The sequence below is a fragment of the Paenarthrobacter sp. FR1 genome (assembly GCF_051106045.1).
GTDB classification, from domain to species: domain Bacteria; phylum Actinomycetota; class Actinomycetes; order Actinomycetales; family Micrococcaceae; genus Arthrobacter; species Arthrobacter nitroguajacolicus_A.
Window position 1 is genome coordinate 210,151 of sequence record NZ_JBPFSF010000004.1, and the last position, 20,478, is coordinate 230,628.

The window sequence follows — 20,478 nt, forward strand, 5'->3', positions numbered from 1 at the left end:
GAACTCCTCTACAGGGAACTACGCGAACGCCTCGATCTGCACGCCGGCCCGCTCAAGACCTTGGCGAACAGCAGCAGCCATCTCCACGGCCCCGGGCGTATCGCCATGGATGCACAAGGAATCGGCCTGAACCGGAACCACTGATCCATCCACGGCCACTACTTCCTTCAGCGTTGCCAAGCGCACGGCCTGGGCCACAACCGCGGCGGGGTCGTGCAGGACGGCGCCCTCCTCGGTGCGGGGAACCAGCGTGCCGTCCGGCCGGTAGGCCCGGTCCACGAACGCTTCGCGGAACACCGGGTGTCCTGATTCCTCGGCCAATGTCAGCCATGACGAACCAGGGAGGCCAAGCACGGGCAGCCCGGGATCGTAAGCGTGGACGGCAGCCACCACGGCCTCGGCTTGCTCGGCGTCGTGGACGATCCTGTTGTAGAGCGCACCGTGCGGCTTCACGTAATCCACGGAAGCTCCCACGGCGTGGGCCATGCCGTCGAGTGCGCCCAATTGATACAGCACGTCCCCGAAAAGTTCGTCGAACGTCATGTCCAACGAGCGCCGGCCAAAGCCGGCCAGGTCCCGGTACCCCACGTGGGCACCGACCCGGACGTCCAGTTCGAATGCCGCGCGGCAGCTGTCCAGCATGGTGAGCGGATCTCCGGCGTGGAAGCCGCAGGCCACGTTGGCACTGCTCACGATGCGGAACATCGAGGCGTCGTCGCCCATGGTCCACGAGCCGAAGGACTCTCCCAGGTCAGCGTTCAGGTCCACTGTTACCGCCTTCCAGCGTCGTGTTTTCGGGTGCCACCTTGGCAGTGACAACGTTCTTTGGGGCGCTCGGGAGCAGTTCGCCCGGCACGGTATCAGGCAGCGGACCGAATGCTTCCTTAGCGGTGGACACCACGGCGCGGCCCATCATCAGGTTGCCGGCACCACCCACCACGGCGCCCACGCCAAAGGGCAGGGCGCGGCCCAGGAATGCGGTTCCTTGCCGCTTCACGAGGTTCTTGAGGAATGCGCGCTGGATGGAGTCCCGAATGACTCCGAAACCACTTCCGGGGATCTTTTTGGTAAGGGTGCGGCCCCATGCGTTGGTGACGCCCTTGCCTCGCCCGAGCGATTGCCCACTCAGGGCACCCAACATGGACGTGCCTTCTTCGCCCAGCATGATGGCCATGACCATGGTTTGGGCACGCACAGGATCGGTGAGCCGGATGCCGTGGAGTTCCGCCAAGGACGACGCATACAGCGCGGTGGTCTCCAGGAAGCCGACGGTCGCAAGGGCGGAAAGTCCCAGCGACGCCGCGGTTCCAATACCCGGCACGACGGCGGTTGCGCCTACGGCCGCGCCCCCACCCGAGATGGCCAGCAGATAGTGGCGCTCCAGTTTGGCGGCAAGCTGCGCCGGGGTGTCATGGGGGTGCTTCCGTTGCAGCCTGCGCAGGTTGGCCAGGACCAAAGGGCGCTGGACTTCCACCGCTTTCAGCAGCACATTGTGCACGCCGGGCTTGGTGTTGCCTTGGTCATCGAACACAGCATTGTGGGCTGTTTCCTGGGCGATCTTCACCGCCGGGTTGGGGCGCTTGGGCATCTTCACCTCTCCTTGGCAGTTAGTCGTTGAAACGGGGAACTGCTGGGTTCAGCCTATGTCACGCCCCCGTAGTGCGAGGCCCGTTGTTCTCCGTATGTGGACAGGATTCCGCGCAGAGCGGACCTCACAACAGACCCCACCCGGCGTAGACTGGGGTCATTCACGGAAGCAGTCCAGCAAGGACAGGAAGTATCCGTAATGAAGGCGACAGACAAGACCGAACATGCCATCCGGCACCACACCGATGCTCCGGCGGAGGGTGAGACGGAAGGCTGGGTTTCGCACGATACCGGCATTCACAGCCAGGACCCGGCGGAAGGTCCGGACATCGACGACGACGACGCACCGCCGTCGGGCGCCTCATAACTTAGGTTCCTCCCGCCCTTCGTTTCCGCCCCACGGGCGGCCCCCACGGCCCAAGCGCGCACAGGCTCGCCCTCCACAGCACCCGCAGCCAGGCTTAGGCTAGTGAAATGGCCGCTTTGAGGGCGCTGCGTCCCTTTGCGCACCGGGAATTCCGGGTGTTGATTTCCGCACTGTCCATCTCGATCTTCGGGTCCGGAATGTGGGCTGTGGCGATGGTCTATGAGGTGATCCACCTTGGCGGCGGTCCGCTCGAATTGTCGCTGGTGGCCACTGCGGCCAGCATCGGTTTGGTGGGATTCGTGCTGGCCGGCGGCATCGCGGCCGACAGGCTCCCGCAGCGACTCCTGATCATCGCAGTGGAGGGTGCCAACCTTGCGGTCATCGCCTCCGTCACCGCGCTGGCCATGTTCAATGTGCTGGAACTGTGGCACTTGGCGATCGGTGCTTTCGTGCTGGGCGTCGGCCAAGCTTTCTTCTTTCCGGCGTACTCCGCGATCCTGCCCAGGATCCTCCCTGCCGACGATCTCTTGGCGGCGAACGGCCTGGAAGGAACAGTCCGGCCGGTTTTACAGCAGGCGGCCGGCCCCGCCCTGGCGGGGATCCTGGTGGCGGCATTGTCCCCGGCATATGCCGTCGCTGGAGTCGCCGTCTGCCATTTGCTGGCCTTCGGGATCGTGAACTTCCTGAGCCGCCAAACGCTGGCCCCGGACTCTGTCGATTCGGACTCTGTCGGCTCGGACTCTGTCGGCTCGGCCGCGGAACCAGCCACATCATCCCTGTTCAAGGACCTCCGCGAAGGCTTCAGCTACACCATCCGTACGCCGTGGCTCCTGTGGACCCTGATCTGGGCCTGCCTGTCCGTGCTGTTCCTCATCGGACCCATCGAAGTCCTGCTTCCCTTCGTTGTCCAGGACCAGCTGGGAGGCGACTCGAGGATGTTCGGTTTCCTGCTGGCCATCATGGGCGTAGGCAGTGCCATAGCCGCGCTGGCAACGGCGTCCTTTCGCCTCCCCCGCCGCTACCTGACCGTGATGGTGGTGACATGGGGTTTGGGGAGCCTGCCGGTTGCCGCCATTGGTTTCATGGACAGCTTCTGGATGCTCGGCGTTGCCATGCTCATCTTCGGAGTCACTGAGGGGGTGGGCACAGTCATCTGGGGCACGTTGCTGCAACGACGAGTGCCCAGGCATCTGTTGGGCAGGATTTCCAGCCTGGACTTCTTTGTTTCCCTGGCATTGATGCCGGTGTCCATGGCCCTGGCCGGGCCCCTTGCCGAGGTGGTTCCCATCTGGCTCATCTTCTTCATCGGTGGTTTGGCCTGCCCCATCATGGCCTTCGTGGCTCTCTTCGCTGCTCGCATGATGACCGACGAGATCCAGAACCCGCTGAGTTCTGGCGCCACGGAATCTGCAGACGCAGAGCCGGGCACTGTGTAGCGTACAGGTCATCAGCCATCAGCAGGAAGGACACACCCATGGCCGCGGGAACCAAGGACGATCCCTGGCAGCTCACCACTCCCCCAGGAACGTCGGACTACACCATGTACAAGGACCAGGCCGCGGATCTGCCCACCCTTGTGTGCCAAGTGGGCTCCACCAAATTGCTCTACCAACTCCGTGCCATTGAGGATCTGCACGCCTGGCTCTTGGAGCAGGGCGATTGGGTCCCGCTCGGCGCCGCGGATGAAGGCAAGGACGCTGCCGACGGCACCGTCGAAGCGTGGGGCCGTAGCGAGGACAACCCGGTGGGCGGTTGGTACGGGCTCCGCAAGGGCTACCGTGGCCGGTTCGGTATGTATATGCCGCCGCTGCTGGAGGCCCTGGGCTTGGCCGAGCTCACGCACGAAAAGCGGAACAACAGCATGCGGGGAATTCCGCAGTAGCCCGGCGTCAGGCGGACGCCGGCCCTGTGGTGCGGCGAGCGACAAGGTGCGGTGTCCGCACCAGGTGCGCGGCCGACGTCGAGCCTTCCAACCGGTCGACGGCGCGATCCACTGCGGCGCGCGCAAGAAGCGGTGCGTCCTGGCTGATGGACGACAACTGGACATAACTGAGGCGGGCGAACTGGCTGTCGTCGTAGCCCAGGACGGACACGTCCTCCGGCACGCGAAGGCCCGCGGCCCGGAAGCTCTCCCAGACGCCCAGCGCGCAGCGGTCGTTGAAAGCCACGACGGCGGTGGGCAGCTCGGCTTGCAGCTCGTGCCCGGCGCGCAAACCGTCTTCTTCCGTGGGACCACCGGAGATCACCCGCGCGTCCAAGCCGTGGCGGACCATCTCCTCACGGAAAGCTGCCCTGCGTTGCGGGCCGGAGACGGTTTCTCCGCCGTCCACGTGGGCGATCCGCCGGTGGCCCAGCGATGTGAGGTGCTCGATCGCGATGCGGATACCGGCGTGATCGTCGCTGCTCACGGAGTCCAGGGTGTCGCCCACGTCGTCGCGGAGGAGGCTTACAACGGGCAACCGTGCGGCGTAGGCCGCCAACTCCTGCTCTCCGAGGGTTGGGGAGATCATGATCAGGGCCTCGCAGCCGAGGTCCAGCAGCGACTCAACGGCCCGCTCTTCCGGCCGGCCCTTGGCCACTGCGCTGAGCGCGATATCGTAGCCGCGCAATGTGGCCCCGGCGTAGGCGGCGTCGACTATTTCGGCGTGAAAAGCATGGGCTGTGGAGAAGCTGACGCCCAGAAGCCGAGTTCGGCTGCTTCGGAGGAGTCGGGCCCGGCTGTCCGGTCTGTAGCCCAGCGTCCGGGCGGCTTCCCGCACCTTGAGCCTCGTGGCATCGGATGCGCCCGGAGCATCCCGCATGACGATGGAAACGAGGGCACGGGAGACACCAGCGGCTTCCGCCACGTCCATCAGCGTGGGCCGTTTCCCGGTCATGGCTCTCCTCTGCTCGGGAGCCAGTCTATAGAACGATCTACCTGTCCGAGGGGTCCGGGATCTCATGCGGCCGGTACTTGGGCAGCCGGGTCGCCGGGAGGATAGCGACGGCGCTCACGCCCGCCAGGATCAGGAGGCCGGTCTTCAGCGCCCTCAACCGGGCGTCAGTGTTAATGGCGACGGCGGTCTCCACCTGGGCTTCTGTGGCGTCAGTGTCGTTGAGGACTGCGCGGAGGTTGTCATTGCTCACGAAGTTGACGTTGTCCAGGTTCACCTGCTGCCTGAGCGACTCCGGGAGGTCCACGTTGTTCATCACAGCCTGGCCCACGTTGAGGCTGAGGATGGTCACCAGCAACGCGCCGGCAAGTGCCGTGCCCACGGCCGAGGCGAGGTTCTGGGTGGTTCCGCGGATCGATCCAACATCGCCGGCCAACTCCTTGGGGGCGGCGGTGACCAGGACGTTGAAAACCAAAGTAACCAAGGCGCCCTGCCCAACACCGAACACGAAGAGACCCAGGATGGTTGGCAGGGTCTCCCAGTTGTTGTTCACCACCAGGGCGAGCCACGCCAGGGCGGCCGTCGTGAGGATGAACGAGAAAACTGCGATGGTCCGCGGGCTGTAGCGCTTGTAGAACCGGACCACCAAGGTGGCCGTGATGAACACCGTCAGGTTGAACGGCATCATGGCCAATGACGTGTCGAATGGGGTGCGGCCTTGGACGATCTGAATGTACAGCGGAACAGTGAAGTTCAGCGCGGCCTCCAGGGACACCACAATGAACATGGCGTAGACGGCGGCCCGTTCACGGGAGGAGCCCAACACCGCCAGGCTCACCAACGGCACCTTGCCGTCCTTGGTCCTTTTCCGTGTCCACATGAAGAACGTCTGGCCCAGGACCACGCCGATCAGGATCAGCAGCGGCGCGGGCGATACTCCGAGCACATCGAACGGCGCACCTTCGGTGGCAGCGAGCGGGCCCCAGGCGTTGAGGTTGTTGAAACCGATCGTGAGCGAGACGATGCCGCCACCGATGAGGGCGGCAGCAACGACGTCGATCTTTACCTCCGGGTTCCCGCGATCAGAGCGGAGCTTGAAGCTGAAGCCAAACACCGCCACGGCCAGCGCCAAGACGATTCCGAAGACCGGCCGCCAACCCACCAAAGTCCCCAGGGTTCCACCGATGAGGAAGGCGCTCACTCCGGACAGCGCCCGGGCCGAACCGAGCGACCCGATGGCAGTGGCCTGCTGGCTGCCGTGATAGTTCTCCGCGATCAACGCCACCAACGAGGGGACGATGATGGCAGCAGAGGCACCCGCAAATGCTTGGGCCGCAATGGCCCAGCCCACCGTCGGCGCGAAAATCATCATCAACGCCGATGCTGCGAAGAGTGCCACGACTACCCGGAAGATGACCACCCAGCCGATGCGTTGCCCGAGCTTGGCACCGACCATGACCAGCGCGGCCACCACCAAGCCGTAGGTGACGATGACCGTGCTGACGGTAGTGGGCGGAACACCGAAATCCTGGACCATTCCACCCAGGGAGACCGGCAGGGCTGCGACGTTGAAGGACATGAGCACCTGGGCGAGAAACAATCCAACCATCGGGATCCAGGAAGCCCGCTGCTCCACGGCTGAAATGGGCGCTGTACTAGTGGACATTCGTGGACCTTTCGCTGGGTGCGTAGGCTTGGGAAGCGAAGATGTTCAGGCCCAGGACCCGGGATAGATAGGCGGTGGCCTGCTGCCCGCGGACGCTGTTTCCTGCAGGGTCAAGGCGTGGCGAGAATGCTCCGATCCCGGCCTTGCCGGGCGAGACGGTGAGGAGTCCGCCTGAGACGCCGGATTTCCCGGGCAACCCGATCTCGAACAACCATTCTCCGGACCGTTCATACAGTCCATTAGCGGCCAGGATCGCCAGGGTGTCCCGGCAGACCTCGGCTGAAACAACGCTCTGACCGGTGACGGGGTTGACACCGCCGTCGGCCAGGGTGGCGCCCATGATGGCAAGGTCACGCGCACTGACACGCAACGAACATTGCTTGGTGTAGACGTCCACTACCTCCAGCGGGTCCCGGTTGATCCTGCCGTAACTTTCCAGGAGGCGGGCTATGGCGCGGTTGCGGGTGTTGGTGGCTGCCTCGGACCGATAGACCTCTTGGTCCAGTTCCAATTCACGGCCGGCAAAGGCGGACAAGCCTTTGCGGATGGCATTCCATTGCTCATCCGGCGTAGCACCGGGCATGAGCGCCGTGGTGGCCAAGGCGCCCGCGTTCACCATGGGATTCATGGGGTGGCCGTCGTTGAGCTCTATGGCAATTACAGAGTTGAATGCCAACCCGGTGTTGTTCACGCCCACGAGGTCAGCCACGGCGGCATGTCCGAATTCTTCGCAGACCAGCGCGTAGACGAAAGCTTTGGAGATGGACTGGATGGAAAACTCCACGTCCGCGTCCCCGGCAAGGTGTACTCCGCCGTCCACCTCCACCACGCAGACTCCGAACAGCTCCGGGTCGGCTTGGGCCAGGACCGGAATGTAGTCGGCCACGGCACCGTCCTGGCATGCGCGGTTCCTCGTGTGGGAGGCGACCACCAGCGAGTCCACCTGTTCCCAGCCCGGCAGTGATCCTGTTGAAACGGACTGTTCCACGCCCTCGACGTTCGAATCCAACACTAAACCCCCAATAATGCCGTTTCCGCGCGGTTATTTGCCGGAATTGAGTGTGCCGATCTGGCTTCCATCCTGACCAAACACCGCCAACTTGCCGTCCTCCTGGATCTTGGCGGTGGCTGCGTTGGAAAGCCATGTGTCCACGCCTTCACATGCCATGCGTGAGGACGCGAAACCACCAAAGGTTATGGTTTTGGCATCCTCCTTCCACGAGCCGATCAGCCTGTTGCAACCGTCAGTTCCTGTGGCGTTGCCGTCAGCCTTGAGATCGAGGGAGGGCTGCTTGGTGTCGCTGGTGTCACCCCACACGCCGACGAAAGGACTGCTTGACCCCGCACAGCCCGCCAAGAGGGCAACGGCCACGAAAGCAGCAGCAACAACGCGGAAAATACGTGGCTGAGTCGGCACCATGCGGTCAGTCTAGGTTCGCCTCGGCGCAAATCACCAGAGTTTTGGACCGGTTGTTCACCGAATCGTGTTGTTCACCGAATCGTGCGGCCGGTCGCGACTCAGACGACCGACCGCACTAGCCCGGTCTACGCAGCGACGGCGCCCCGGGTGGGCCCCAGAACCCACCACACCCGCCGCTGCTAACTCCGTCGATGGACCGCAGCGCAGCCGAAAAGGGCAACGGCGCAGGAAGCAGTTCAACGACATGGGCACTGGATATGTACTCTGACCCGCGGAAACGTGACGCAGTGTTGTGAAGAATTTTTTGATGCAGCCATCCTTCATATGGCAACGAAGGCTCAGGGCCTGAACCCAAGCAATAAACAACGACACCTTCTGCTTCTTCCGCGCACTCATAGGTCGAGCCGAAATCAACTGTTGAGCCACAGGAGCACCATGTGAAGTCCCTTGCCAGTTTTGCCACCCCAGCGCTTCTTTCGCTGACGGAGGCCCCCGATATCCATCTCCTATTGATGGCCGGCCTGGTCCTGTTGGCTGGCCTTGTTGCGGCGGGAACCATCTTTCTACTCCTTTTGCTCGGGCCGATTCTCACGGTGGCACTGGGCTGCAGAGCCCCCGGTTCCCGTCGACGACGCCGCGATTAGAACGATCTAGACGTGGACCACACGATCATGCGAGCATTGTGTGACTAGAACGATCTAGAAGCGTGAATCGAGGAGCCCCATGACATACCTTCACCATCCGGTCACCGAGGACCGGCCTGTCCGCATCGCGGTGATCGGCGCGGGCTGGATCGGCAAATTCCATGCCGAATCCATCGCGCTCCGTATCCCCACTGCACGAGTGGAAGCCATCGCCGATCCTGTACTGCCAGCCCTCGAAGCACTCGCTGACAAGCTCGGAGTCACCAAGATCAGCACGGACATTGCGGATGTCTTGGCTGACCCAGACGTCGATGCCGTGCTCATCGCAACTCCCCTGCGGTTCCACTCCGAGCTGATCACCTCGGCGGCGAAGGCCGGCAAGGACATCTTCTGCGAGAAGCCCGGCGGACGAACCGTGGAGGAACTGGACGCTGCCATCGCCGCAGCGGAAGAGGCCGGCGTCGTGCTTCGCTTCGGTTTCAACCGCCGCTACTCCGCCGACTTCGCCGCCGCACGGAAGCTGATCGATGACGGCGCCATCGGCGTACCGCAACTGCTCCGCTCCCTCACCCGCGACCCCGGAACGGAAGACGGCATCAACAACCCCGAGCGCATCGCCCCGGGCACCATTTTCCTGGAAACACTGATCCACGATTTCGATACCCTCAACTGGCTCAACCCGGGCGCGGTCCCCGTCAAGGTCCATGCCGTGGCGGACGCGCTGGTGGCCCCGGAGGCCAAAGCGGGTGGACTCCTGGATACGGCGGTTGTCACTGTCACCTACAGCAACGGTGCCATCGCGGTGGCCGAAGCCAACTTCAACGCCCTCTACGGCTACGACGTCCGCGGCGAGGTCTTCGGCTCAGCAGGCATGGTCACCGCCGGCGGCCCGCAGGCTACCAACGCCACGAGCTACACCGCGGCCGGCATCGGCTCGGACACCACCCGACTGAACATCGACCTCTTCCGCGACGCCTATACGGCTGAACTCGCCCACTTTGCGGACGATGTTGCCGCTCGCCGCGGTACGCAAAGGGAACGCACGACGACGACCAACTCACCTTCCGCTGTGGCAGCGCCGGGTGGGGTAGACGCGCGCAACGCGTTGGCAGTGGCCCTGGCTGCGTTCAAATCCTCGGAAAGTGGCCTGCCGGTTGAGGTGTCCGAGGTAGCTGACTTGCAGGCGGCAGGAGCATGAGCTTCCGCCTGGCCGTTTGCGCCGAAATGGTCTATGGGGAGCTGCCCTTGATCGACCGCGTGCGTCGGATCCATGAGCAAGGCTTCGAGGTTGAGCTCTGGGACACCCGGGGCCGGGACATCTCGGCACTCGCAGCAACCGGCGCCACCTTCTCCTCCATGAGCGGGTACTTCGGCGGCAGCGTGATCGATCCCGCAACTGCCCACGAGGTGCTGGCCTCGGCGGAGAAGCTGATCCCCACGGCGCTGGAGCTGGGGGTCGAGCGGATGGTGGTCCACCCTGCGGAACTCGGCGAGGGCGGGCGGGCTGTGCAGCCCACCCATCGCTCCACGGGTGAGATGTGGCTGACCGGCCTGCGGACCCTGGAGGGCCTGGCCGGCTTGGGCGAAAAACACGGCATTACGTTCGCGTTGGAAAACCTGAACACCATCCTCGACCACCCCGGTATTCCCCTGGCTCGCGCCAAGGACACCCTCGCCCTGGTCCAAGCCGTCAACCATCCCCATGTGAAGATGATGCTGGACCTCTATCACGCACAAATCGGCGAAGGGAACCTGATCGAGCTTGTCCGGGCAGCCCAGCCGTTCACGGGCGAGATCCAAGTGGCCGACGTCCCCGGACGCTTCGAGCCGGGCACCGGTGAGATCAACTATCCGGGCATCGCCAGGGCACTCCGGGACGCCGGGTACACCGGCGTAATCGGCCTGGAAGCGGGCGCGGTGGGCGGCCAGAGCATCGAAGCGGGAGACACCGCCTTGGCGGCCTTCCGCGCCGCGTTCTCTCCCAACTGAGTCGCAGTAGTGCGCGTTCTGACCATTCATAACGCGCACTACTGCCACGTACTTGGGTCAGTACTTGATGGGCTCCATGCGCCCGGAGCGAAGGGAGAGCACCGCGGCTTCCGCGATGGCTTGGGCTTTCAGGCCATCCTCCAGCGAAGGAGCAGGGGGCGTACCGCCCTCCAAAGAACCGCCGTCCACGCAGGCAACGAAAGACGCGAGTGCTGCCGCGTACGTTGGCTGCACTCGTTCGAACCAGCCCGGGTGCAGACCGTCATCCACCACGGATCCCCCGCTGTAGCGCGAGACAGCACCATTGCGATGCCGCCGGGCTTCCACCATCCCCTCGGATCCCATGACCTCGATACGTTCGTCATACCCATACCCGGTGCGGCGCACGGAATCGATCTGGACCAAAGCACCTCCGGGCAGCCGCAGGGTGACCGCGGAAGTGTCAACGTCGTCGTACTTCACGATGTTGGGCTCCGCCAGGGCCGAGCCTGCGGCGAAGACCTCCACCGGATCCAATCCTGAAAGCCAGCGCGCGAGGTCGAAGAAGTGCACGGCCTGGTCACGCATCTGGCCGCCGGACGTCGCAACGTAGGACAGCGGCGGCATTGACGGACCCCTCGAGGTGAGCTGGATCAGCTCCACCTTGCCGATCCCGCCGGAATCCACCACGCGCTTGAGTTCGGCATAGTCGCGATCGAAGCGCCGGTTGAAGTCCACCATCACGGGAACCCCACTCTCCTGTGCAAACGCGGCAACCTCCCGGGCACGGTCCAAGTCCAGGTCGATCGGTTTCTCGCAAAGGACAGCGATCCCGGCCGCGGCCGCCCGACGCAGGTGCGCGGCATGGGTATCCGTTGACGAGGCGATAAAGACGGCGTCAATGGCCGAGGCATCAAACACCTCTTCCAGGGTGCTGGCCACAGCTGCGCCATGAGCGGCGGCGATCGTCTGCGCGCGCTGTGAGTCGACGTCGTAAACGAGGCGGAAGTCGATGCCTGGGTTGGCCGCGAGGTTGGTGGCGTGGACGGAACCGATGAAGCCGGCTCCAATGAGGGCGAAACGGAGCATGGTCAGACTGCTGCTTTCTCGACGCGGGACGGGGCAAAGGAGGCCGGGACTTTCCAGGCGGAGTCGTCATAGTGCGACGCAGCGACGGCTTCGACGAATTGGACGCCGATCAGGCCGTCGATTCCCGTAGGGAAGGACAACTCCCGCTCCGGCATCGCGGTGCCGTCGCGGCGTGCGCGGAGTACTTCGGCGAGGTCGGAGTAGAAGTTGGCGAAGGCCTCGAGGAAGCCCTCCGGATGACCGAGGCCGACGCGCGTCAGGCGGGAGGCGTCGTGGTGCAGTGTGCTGAGCCCTTGCGAGAGAACGGTAGTGGCACCGGCCAGGTCCTGGACTTTGAGGTGGTGCGGATCCTCGTGCCGCCATTCAAGGCTGCCCTTTTCGCCGTAGACGCGGATGCGGAGCCCGTGGTTGTGGCCGGTGGCGGCCATACTGGCCCAGACGCGGGCGGGCACCGAGCCGGTGAGTTCCAGTTCCACCGTGGCGTGGTCGAAGACGCGCCTCCCAGGCACCAGGGTCTGCAGACGGCCGGAAAGGCGCTCGGCTTCCAGGCCCGTGATGGCGCGGAGCAGGTGGAAGGCATGCGTTCCCAGGTCACCCACCACACTGGGGAACCCGGCGATATCTGGATTCGTGCGCCATTTCGCCTGCTTGTGGCCCAGCTCTTCCAGGGGCGTCGCCGCCCAGCCGGAGGCATGCTCGACGTCGACAAACCGGACGGCGCCCAGCTCACCATTGCGGACCATTCGGGCAGCTTGGCGAACCATCGCGTAGGACGGATAGCAGTGCGGCACCGCCAGGACAACATCATTGGTAGTGGCGATGCGCACCAGTTCAGCTGCGGTTTCCGAATCCTGCGTCAGCGGCTTCTCGCACACCACGGAGATCCCGGCTTCCAGGAAGGTACGCGCGATCTCGAAGTGGCTGTCATTGGGCGTTGCCACCGTCACCACGTCCACGCCATCTTCACGAGCGGCCTCGGCGGAGGCCATCTCACGGTAATCCGTGTAGCTGCGTTCTTGCGGCACGCCGAGTCCGGCCGCGATGTCGCGGGACGCAAGCGCGTCGCGGCCGAAGACTCCGGCCTGGAGTTCGTACTGGTCATCCAGTCGCATGGCGTAGCGGTGCGACTTGCCAACATCGGCGCCAGCCCCGCCGCCCACCATCCCGGCGATCAGCCGCCGGCTATTCCGTGCACTCATGAAGATCCTCTTTGTCTCTCTTTGGAATTTACTTGGACCGGTCCATAATGGCTAGGAGAGGGGCAGCGCGTCAACCCCTCTAAGCTTGGATGGAATCGCCCGGACCGAAAGGAGACGCCGCCATGACCGACGCGCCCGCGTCCGGCCCCAAACCGACCATCCGTGATGTCGCCAGCGCCGCCGGCGTCTCAAAATCCTTGGTCTCCCTCGTCTTACAGGGCTCCGCCAACGTCAGCGATAGCCGTCGTCGTGCCGTCCTGGAGGCCATGGAGCACTTGGGCTACCGGCCCAACCGCCTGGCGCAGCGGCTTTCCGGCACCCGCAGCGGAACCATCGGCGTGGTACTCAATGACATCCGGAATCCGTGGTTCGTGGAGCTGCTCGAAGGGCTGACGGCGTCCCTCCACGCAGCAGGCGTCTCCCCGGTCCTCGCTGACGCCTACACAGACCAGCGCGTGGGCCGCAGTTCCGTGGAAACCCTGCTGGAGCAGAGGATCGATGGCTTGGTAATGGTCGGCACCACCAACGAGTCCGCAGCCATCGAAAACGCCGCCCGAAGCCTCCCCGTGGTCCTGGCCGGAACCCGCGAACCTGCCCTTCCCGGCGTCGACATCGTAGTCAATGACGACGACGCCGGTGCGCGCCAGGCGACAGAACATTTGCTGCAGTTGGGGCACCGCCGGGTGGCCCACCTGCAGGGCCCGGGTGAGGTGGGGAAATTGCGGCGGTTGTCCTTTGAACGGACAATGCGCGACGCCGGGCTGGAACCCACGGTGGTAGCCGGCGGAGTGAGCGAGGAAAGCGCCTACAGCGCGGCCAGCCGGCTCCTTGCCGCCCCGGCCAAGCCCACGGCCATCTTCGCGTACAACGACATCGCCTGCATCGGCGCGCTGTCGGCGGCCGATGACCTCGGCCTCTCAGTGCCCCAAGACCTGTCCTTGGTGGGCTACGACAACACCTATCTGGCCAAGATCCGACACCTGTCCCTAACCTCCGTGGACAACGGAAACCTGGCCGTCGGCGTCGAGGCGGGCAAATTCATTCTGGAACGGCTCACCACTCCCAGCCTGCCTGCGCGGCTCCACCAGGTTCCGTCGCAGCTTCAGGTCCGGGGGTCAACGGGGCACGTCCCCTCTCCCTAGCCCTGCTTCCCGCCGCGTCCCCTGACCAGCAGCACGCCGACGTTCGCGGCAACGATCAGTCCGATCCCCGCCCACTGCCCCACGGCCAGTTCCTCATGCAGGGCCACGGCACCGATGATGGCGGCGAACACCGGGTTGATGCTCATGAGCACGCCGAACAGGTTCGCCGGGACCCGCCGCAGCGCAATCAAGTCCGCCACGTACGGCAACACCGAGGCGAGGATGCCCGCACCCACCGCGCACAGGACCGCGAAGCCATCCACTGGCTGGCTGATAAAGACCACGACGGCGACCGGCAGGAACAGCGCCGCCGACACCCCTGCTGCGGCTGCGGTCCCTTGGATCCCCTGGATGCGTCGTCCCACCGTTCGGTTCAGGAGAATGTAGGCGGCCCAACTGCAAGCGGCGATCAACCCCAAGCCAATGCCCACGAAGTCCATGGATGCTTCCGGCTGCGTAATCGCGACGACGCCGACAGCCGCGGCCACGGCACAGAGGGCACTGCTCTTCCGGCGGGAGCTGATCAGCGCCACAGCCAGAGGGCCGAGGAACTCCAGGGTCACGGCGAGCCCGAGTCCGATCCTTTGGATCGACGCGTAGAGGCCCAGGTTCATGGTGCCGAATGAGACCGCCAACAGCAGCACCGGCCACCACTGCGCCCAGCTGAGATCCCTGAGCCTGGGCCGGACCATGGGCAGCAGGACCACGGCGGCAACCAACTGACGGACCGCCACTACGCCAACCGGTCCCAGCACAGGGAAGGCCAGAGATCCTGTGGCTGCACCGAGCTGGTTGGAGAGGGCACTCGCCACGAGGGTGGCGGCCCCGCCTGCCTTACCCTGCGGTTGCGTGGAACCGCTCACCGGAATGGACTCGATCATGCTGAAATTCTGCGCGCGTCCAACTCTTCCGCTAAATGCATGGACGCTGCTATTTATACGCTCTGCGCATGAATAAGATGACCGCATGGACGTTGAACTGAGGCAGCTGCGATGCTTTGCCGCCGTGGTGGACGAGGGCACCTTTACCGACGCCGCTATCGAGCTCCGAATGTCCCAGGCGGCAGTGTCCCGAAACATCGCCGCGCTGGAGCGAACACTGGGAGTTCGACTGGTGGAGCGCACCACTCGCAGCGTTGCGCTGACTCCTTCCGGCGAGCGCGCCCTGACCAAGGCACGCAGAATCCTGGCACTCCTGACCGATCTGGAACGGGACGCCAGGGCCGGCACCGGCAAGGTCAGGATCGGCTATGCGTGGTCCGCATTGGGTGAGCACACCACCGAGTTCCAGCGTCAGTGGGCAGCAGCCTTCCCCAGCGTGGAACTGCAGCTGATCCGCTCCAACTCCCCTACCGCGGGCCTCACCGACGGGACCACCGACTTCGCCATCCTTCGCCGCCTCCCGCAAGCTGCCGCCGTCGAACATGTCCGCGTAGGCGAGGAAAAGCGGTACTGCGCCATGGCTTCGGACGATCCTTTGGCATCGAGGAGGTCGGTGACGCTCGCCCAGATCGCGGCGAAGCCGGTGGCCATGGACCTCCGGACGGGCAGCACCACGCTGGAGCTTTGGCCCGAGGATGGCCGGCCCCCGCAGGTTGTCCCCATCCAGGACGTGGACGATTGGCTGACGGTGATCGGCAGCGGCGCAGCGCGGGGCATTACGGCCGGGTCCACGGCTCACCAGTATCGACGGCGGGGCGTCACCTACCGCCCGGTCCGGGACGCGCCCCCGGTGCCGGTATTTGCCGCGTGGGCGAAGAAGGATCCGCCACAGGAACGTGAGCGGATTGTGGAGCTGCTGATGGGGTTGTACCGCTAGCGGCTGCCCACTACCTTGGGCACATGGAATCGGCGCTGGCCTCGTGGGGCGAGTTCAACGTGGCGATCGCCGGGGCGGGTGCGGCGCTGGGAGGGCTCCTGATCGTGGCCCTCTCCGTCAACATCAAGCAGATCGCGGAGTCGCGCGGCCTTGCGGCGCGCGCGGGGGCCGCCATTTCGGCGCTCATCCTGGGTGTGGTCCTGGCCTGCGCAGCGCTCATCCCGGGCCAGGAGCTGTGGGCCTTTGGTATCGAAGTCCTGGTGGGGACGCTGGCAGGCGGGGTGATCGCCTTCCTTGCCGCCCGCGCCATTGTTCAGGATGACACCCCGGGCCATCCCCACCGCTGGGACGCCCAACACATCGTGTCATTCGTGATCCCGCTGGTGATCTACGCCGTGGGTGGCGTGCTGCTGGCCCTGTCCGTGCCGGCCGGACTGGTGGTGGTAGCCCTGGGGACCATCGTCGCGTTGATCGGTGCCGTGGTGTTCTCCTGGGTGGCCCTCGTGGAGATCCTGCGCTGACCTTCGCCTCCCAGCCTGTGGGCTGGCGACACCCAAGGCGTTAAGAACGCGTCAAGATTCACCCCACCCGCATTAAGGAACCGTTAGGAACGCCTTTTCGCCCATTTCACGGGAGTTGACTGTCATCAGCCCCGCGAACGGGGCGTAGATGAAAGGACGTTCCAGTGGCCGACGTGGCTGTTGTGGCGATTCTCGTGGTGAGCATGGGAATCGTGATGTGGATAGCCCACCTTTTGGGCAAAATGAGCGACGGCGATGGTCCGGTGAGTGGTCAATGAACTTGGACACCATCATCTGGATCGGTTTGTTCCTGACTGCCCTGGCATTGGTTGGATATCTGCTGGCAGTGCTGCTCAACCCGGAAAAGTGGTGACGGCAGGTGGTCTTCAGCACTGCATCCTTCATCACGCAGCTCGGGGTACTGATTTTGGTCCTTGCCCTCCTGCACAAACCCTTGGGCCTGTACTTGGCGCGGGTCTTCTCGGGCACCACGTCATCCAGGCCGGAGCGGGTGTTCTACCGCCTGGCTGGCGTGGACGCCGGAACCGAACAGAGCTGGCCTGTCTACCTGCGCAGCGTTCTGGTCTTTTCGGCCGTTTCCATCCTCGCGATCTTTACGCTGCAACGGCTTCAGGGTGTGCTGCCGGGAAGCAACGGACTTCCTGGGGTCGATTCCTGGATTGCCATGAACACGGCGATCTCCTTCGTCACCAATACCAACTGGCAAACGTATGTGCCGGAAGCCACCGTGGGCATCTTCGTCCAGATGTGCCTTCTGGCGGTGCAGAATTTCCTGTCGGCCGCCGTCGGAATCGTGGTGGCCGTTGCCCTGATCCGCGGCATCGCACGAACAAGAACGGACCGGTTGGGAAATTTCTGGGTTGACGTCACCCGGGCCTCTTTCCGGGTCCTCCTGCCCATCGCTACCGTGGCAGCGATTTCCCTGGTGATCGGTGGCGTGGTGCAGAACTTCTGGTCCACGGAGGTTGTCAACCAAACAGCCGGAATGACGCAGGTCATTCCCGGTGGACCAGTAGCTTCCCAGGAAGCCATCAAGGTCCTTGGCACCAATGGCGGCGGCTACTTCAACGCCAACTCCGCCCACCCCCTCGAGAACCCGAACGTGTTCACCAGCCTGTTCCAGGTGTTCCTGATCCTGCTCATCCCGTCAGCCCTCCCCTATACGTACGGGCGGATGGTTGGTGACCAGCGCCAGGGCTACACCGTGGCCGGCGTGATGGCCGCGCTATGGCTGACATCCACGGCGTTGATGGCATGGGCGGTCGCCTCCGGGCAAGGCACGGCGTCGACGGCGGCGGGCGGCTTGGGTGAGGGCTTCGAACAGCGCATGGGGCCGGCAGCGAGCTCGATCTTTGCCGCTTCCACCACCCTCACGTCCACCGGAGCAGTGAACATGGCGCACGATTCCCTTCCGCCGCTCGCGGGCGGAATCGCGATGCTGAACATGATGCTGGGCGAGGTAGCTCCGGGCGGCACCGGTTCCGGCTTGTACGGCATGTTGGTCCTGGCCATCATCGCTGTATTCATCGCCGGCCTGATGGTCGGCCGGTCCCCCGAGTATCTGGGCAAGAAGATCGGGCCCCGTGAAATGAAGCTCGCGGCCCTCTACATCCTGGTTACGCCCACCCTGGTTCTCACCCTCGCAGGCATCACGGCCTTGCTGCCCGATGTCATGGCCAATGCGCCCGCGTCCGGACCCCATCAATTCAGTGAGCTGTTGTATGCCTTCACGTCCGGAGCCAACAACAACGGATCAGCTTTCGGTGGTATCACCAGCTCCGGCCCCTATCTGTCCGTCATGCTCGGACTCGCCATGTTGCTTGGCCGGATCCTACCCATTGCCTTGGTCCTGGCCCTGGCCGGCTCCTTGGCGCGGCAACAAAAGATCCCGGCATCTTCGGGAACTGTACCCACTCACGGATTCCTGTTCGGATCGCTCCTGCTCAGCGTCACGGTGATCATGACCGCCCTGAGCTACTTCCCTGCCCTCGCCTTGGGCCCACTCGCAGAAGGACTTATCAAATGACCCGGTCCAGCACGGCTACCGCCGCGGACACGTCAGCGCTTACCTACGCTGATGGCAACCCCTTGGGCACTCCCGGGGAGCACAAACACCACACCAAGGCGCCGGCGAAACTCACCCTTGCCACCATCCGAGCCGCCCTTCCGGTGGCCTTCAAGAAGCTTGATCCACGGCAGATGGTCAATTCGCCCGTCATGTTCGTGGTGCTGGTGGGTGCCGCTGTCTGCACAGTGATCTGCGGGTTCAAGCCCGCCGTGTTCGGCATCGCGGTGACTGCCTGGCTTTGGCTCACGGTGCTCTTCGGAACGCTGTCCGAAGCCATTGCCGAAGGACGCGGAAAGGCCCAGGCGGACAGCCTCCGCGCAAGCCGCAGGGGTGTGCTGGCGCGGCTGCGTTTGGACGACGGAACCACCAAGGAAGTGCCCGGTACGGACCTCAAGGTCAACGACGTGGTGATCTGCGAAGCGGGCGATGTGATCCCCTCCGATGGCGAGATCATTGAAGGCCTGGCGAGCGTGGATGAGTCGACCATTACGGGCGAATCCGCACCGGTCATCCGCGAGTCCGGCGGTGACCGTTCCTCCGTAACCGGTGGCACCAAGGTCCTCTCGGACCGGATTCTGGTCCGCATCACGGCGGAACCGGGCGCGACCTTCATCGATCGGATGATCAAGCTCGTTGAGGGAGCCGTCCGGCAAAAAACTCCCAACGAAATCGCCCTCCACGTGCTTTTGGTGTCCCTGACCATCGTGTTCCTGGTGGTCACCATGGCCCTGGCACCGTTCGCATCGCTGGCGGGAGCAACGCCGTCGCCCATTGTCTTGGTGGCCCTTCTGGTCTGCCTTATCCCCACCACCATCGGCGCGCTGGTCCCTGCCATCGGAATCGCGGGCATGGACCGGCTGGTGCAGCACAACGTGCTGGCCACGTCCGGAAGGGCAGTGGAAACGGCCGGCGACATCACCACGTTGCTGCTGGATAAGACCGGCACCATCACCTACGGCAACAGGCGAGCGGTGAACTTCTTCCCGGCCAACGATGTGGAACGGAATGAACTGATCACGGCGGCCCGGCTGTCGAGCCTTGCCGATGAGACCCCTGAGGGCCGCTCCATCGTGGAACTCGCCAACGACAAAGGTGTGAACGGCCCGGAACTTGCAGATCTCCGCCTGGGTTCCAAGGACATCACCATCGTCGAGTTCACGGCCGGCACCCGTATGAGCGGCTTGGACCTCAAGGGGCGCCGCATCCGAAAAGGTGCTGCATCCGCCGTCGGGAATTTTGTCACTGACGCAGGCGGCCGCCTGCCTGCCGAGGTGCAGCGGCGCGTGCAGGAAATCTCCGCCCAGGGCGGTACGCCACTGCTGGTCGCCGAACACACGCCCGACGGCGGCGCACGGGTTCTGGGAACCGTGCACCTCGCGGATGTGGTCAAGCCCGGCATGCACGCCCGGTTCGCGGAGCTGCGCAAAATGGGCATCCGCACGGTGATGATCACCGGCGACAACCCCGTCACCGCCAAAGCGATCGCGGCGGAGGCCGGCGTCGACGATTTCGTGGCGGAAGCCACGCCCGAGGACAAACTGGACGTGATTCGCCGCGAGCAGGGCGAAGGGCGGCTGGTCGCCATGACAGGTGACGGCACCAACGACGCCCCAGCGCTCGCTGCAGCGGACGTTGGCGTGGCAATGAATTCCGGAACGCCGGCGGCCAAAGAAGCGGCCAACATGGTGGATTTGGATTCCGATCCCACCAAGTTGATCAACATCGTGGGCATCGGCAAACAGTTGCTCATCACGCGCGGCGCCCTGACTACGTTCTCGGTGGCCAACGACGTAGCGAAGTACTTCGCGATCGTGCCTGCGCTGTTTACGGCCGCGTTCCCGGGGCTCGGGATGCTGAACATCATGGGCCTGGCGAGTCCGTCGTCGGCCATTCTTTCCGCGGTGATTTTTAACGCGCTCATCATCATGGTGCTGGTTCCGCTGGCGTTGCGCGGCGTGAAGTACCGGGCAGTATCGGCCAATCAGGCGCTGGGCAGGAACCTGCTGCTTTACGGCCTGGGCGGATTGGCGGCCCCGTTCCTCGGGATCAAACTCATTGACCTGATCATTTCCCTCATCCCCGGCATCGGCTAGGA

20 protein-coding genes are annotated in these 20,478 nt (G+C 64.3%); 11 read left to right on the forward strand and 9 right to left on the reverse strand.

The window, feature by feature from the left end:
• Positions 1-18 precede the first annotated feature (18 nt).
• Entirely contained in the window at positions 19-768 is a 750-nt protein-coding gene (locus ACR30Z_RS09905; protein ID WP_434372361.1) for a LamB/YcsF family protein, read from the reverse strand.
• Positions 752-1,588, reverse strand: a complete 837-nt coding sequence (locus ACR30Z_RS09910; protein ID WP_434372363.1) for a hypothetical protein — start codon at positions 1,586-1,588, stop codon at positions 752-754. Before ACR30Z_RS09910 ends, ACR30Z_RS09905 begins: the two co-directional genes overlap by 17 nt.
• A gap of 198 nt (positions 1,589-1,786) precedes the next feature.
• Here ACR30Z_RS09910 and ACR30Z_RS09915 point away from each other — a divergent pair, with 198 nt between their 5' ends.
• From ACR30Z_RS09915 to ACR30Z_RS09925, 3 genes are all read left to right on the forward strand, one after another.
• Positions 1,787-1,954 carry a hypothetical protein gene (locus ACR30Z_RS09915; RefSeq protein ID WP_167510503.1) on the forward strand — a complete coding sequence of 56 codons (168 nt, stop codon included), beginning with the start codon at positions 1,787-1,789 and terminating at the stop codon, positions 1,952-1,954.
• Positions 1,955-2,061: 107 nt separating this feature from the next.
• Positions 2,062-3,390, forward strand: coding sequence for an MFS transporter (locus ACR30Z_RS09920; protein WP_434372365.1), 1,329 nt, complete (start codon positions 2,062-2,064; stop codon positions 3,388-3,390).
• A gap of 38 nt (positions 3,391-3,428) precedes the next feature.
• Complete coding sequence (locus tag ACR30Z_RS09925) at positions 3,429-3,836, forward strand: DUF6855 family protein (protein WP_144651997.1); 408 nt, start codon at positions 3,429-3,431, stop codon at positions 3,834-3,836.
• A gap of 7 nt (positions 3,837-3,843) precedes the next feature.
• Here the strand turns inward: ACR30Z_RS09925 and ACR30Z_RS09930 are convergent, their stop codons facing one another.
• The 4 genes from ACR30Z_RS09930 to ACR30Z_RS09945 are packed head-to-tail and all read right to left on the reverse strand — an operon-like array spanning position 3,844 to position 7,913.
• Entirely contained in the window at positions 3,844-4,830 is a 987-nt protein-coding gene (locus tag ACR30Z_RS09930; protein ID WP_144651998.1) for a LacI family DNA-binding transcriptional regulator, read from the reverse strand.
• Between the two features lie 37 nt (positions 4,831-4,867).
• Positions 4,868-6,493, reverse strand: a complete 1,626-nt coding sequence (locus ACR30Z_RS09935; protein ID WP_434372368.1) for an MFS transporter — start codon at positions 6,491-6,493, stop codon at positions 4,868-4,870.
• Positions 6,483-7,505: a glutaminase A gene (glsA, locus tag ACR30Z_RS09940; protein ID WP_434372370.1), complete on the reverse strand. Its 1,023-nt coding sequence runs from the start codon at positions 7,503-7,505 to the stop codon at positions 6,483-6,485. The genes ACR30Z_RS09935 and glsA overlap by 11 nt, the downstream gene beginning before the upstream one ends.
• Before the next feature lie 30 nt (positions 7,506-7,535).
• Complete coding sequence (locus ACR30Z_RS09945) at positions 7,536-7,913, reverse strand: META domain-containing protein (protein ID WP_434372372.1); 378 nt, start codon at positions 7,911-7,913, stop codon at positions 7,536-7,538.
• A 723-nt stretch (positions 7,914-8,636) separates the two neighbouring features.
• On the opposite strand from ACR30Z_RS09945, the gene ACR30Z_RS09950 reads away from it, so the two are divergent.
• Together ACR30Z_RS09950 and ACR30Z_RS09955 are read left to right on the forward strand one after the other, a co-directional pair.
• Complete coding sequence (locus ACR30Z_RS09950) at positions 8,637-9,755, forward strand: Gfo/Idh/MocA family oxidoreductase (RefSeq protein ID WP_434372374.1); 1,119 nt, start codon at positions 8,637-8,639, stop codon at positions 9,753-9,755.
• Positions 9,752-10,546 (forward strand): TIM barrel protein, encoded by a 795-nt coding sequence (locus ACR30Z_RS09955; protein WP_434372376.1) that lies wholly within the window; start codon positions 9,752-9,754, stop codon positions 10,544-10,546. Before ACR30Z_RS09950 ends, ACR30Z_RS09955 begins: the two co-directional genes overlap by 4 nt.
• 57 nt (positions 10,547-10,603) lie before the next feature.
• Here ACR30Z_RS09955 and ACR30Z_RS09960 read toward each other — a convergent pair whose 3' ends face one another.
• Both ACR30Z_RS09960 and ACR30Z_RS09965 read right to left on the reverse strand, forming a co-directional pair.
• Positions 10,604-11,614, reverse strand: a complete 1,011-nt coding sequence (locus ACR30Z_RS09960) for a Gfo/Idh/MocA family oxidoreductase (RefSeq protein ID WP_434372378.1) — start codon at positions 11,612-11,614, stop codon at positions 10,604-10,606.
• Between the two features lie 2 nt (positions 11,615-11,616).
• Positions 11,617-12,813, reverse strand: a complete 1,197-nt coding sequence (locus ACR30Z_RS09965; protein ID WP_434372380.1) for a Gfo/Idh/MocA family protein — start codon at positions 12,811-12,813, stop codon at positions 11,617-11,619.
• A 122-nt stretch (positions 12,814-12,935) separates the two neighbouring features.
• On the opposite strand from ACR30Z_RS09965, the gene ACR30Z_RS09970 reads away from it, so the two are divergent.
• Positions 12,936-13,955 carry a LacI family DNA-binding transcriptional regulator gene (locus ACR30Z_RS09970; protein WP_434372382.1) on the forward strand — a complete coding sequence of 340 codons (1,020 nt, stop codon included), beginning with the start codon at positions 12,936-12,938 and terminating at the stop codon, positions 13,953-13,955.
• On the opposite strand, the gene ACR30Z_RS09975 is transcribed toward ACR30Z_RS09970, so the two are convergent.
• Positions 13,952-14,836, reverse strand: a complete 885-nt coding sequence (locus tag ACR30Z_RS09975) for an EamA family transporter (protein ID WP_434372384.1) — start codon at positions 14,834-14,836, stop codon at positions 13,952-13,954. The two genes, ACR30Z_RS09970 and ACR30Z_RS09975, sit on opposite strands and share 4 nt — an antisense overlap.
• A gap of 85 nt (positions 14,837-14,921) precedes the next feature.
• Between ACR30Z_RS09975 and ACR30Z_RS09980 the strand changes: the two genes are divergently transcribed.
• The 5 genes from ACR30Z_RS09980 to kdpB all read left to right on the forward strand — a co-directional run bounded on the left by ACR30Z_RS09980 (position 14,922) and on the right by kdpB (position 20,476).
• The gene (locus ACR30Z_RS09980; protein WP_434372386.1) at positions 14,922-15,773 is read left to right on the forward strand and encodes a LysR family transcriptional regulator; all 852 of its coding nucleotides are present in this window, start codon (positions 14,922-14,924) and stop codon (positions 15,771-15,773) included.
• A gap of 23 nt (positions 15,774-15,796) precedes the next feature.
• The gene (locus ACR30Z_RS09985) at positions 15,797-16,294 is read left to right on the forward strand and encodes a hypothetical protein (RefSeq protein WP_434372388.1); all 498 of its coding nucleotides are present in this window, start codon (positions 15,797-15,799) and stop codon (positions 16,292-16,294) included.
• 274 nt (positions 16,295-16,568) lie between these two features.
• Positions 16,569-16,667 carry a potassium-transporting ATPase subunit F gene (locus ACR30Z_RS09990; RefSeq protein ID WP_434372390.1) on the forward strand — a complete coding sequence of 33 codons (99 nt, stop codon included), beginning with the start codon at positions 16,569-16,571 and terminating at the stop codon, positions 16,665-16,667.
• A gap of 6 nt (positions 16,668-16,673) precedes the next feature.
• Positions 16,674-18,341, forward strand: coding sequence for a potassium-transporting ATPase subunit KdpA (gene kdpA, locus ACR30Z_RS09995; RefSeq protein ID WP_434372391.1), 1,668 nt, complete (start codon positions 16,674-16,676; stop codon positions 18,339-18,341).
• On the forward strand, positions 18,338-20,476 hold the full coding sequence (gene kdpB, locus ACR30Z_RS10000) for a potassium-transporting ATPase subunit KdpB (protein WP_434372393.1): 2,139 nt from the start codon (positions 18,338-18,340) through the stop codon (positions 20,474-20,476). The genes kdpA and kdpB overlap by 4 nt, the downstream gene beginning before the upstream one ends.
• The last annotated feature ends 2 nt before the right edge of the window (positions 20,477-20,478 follow it).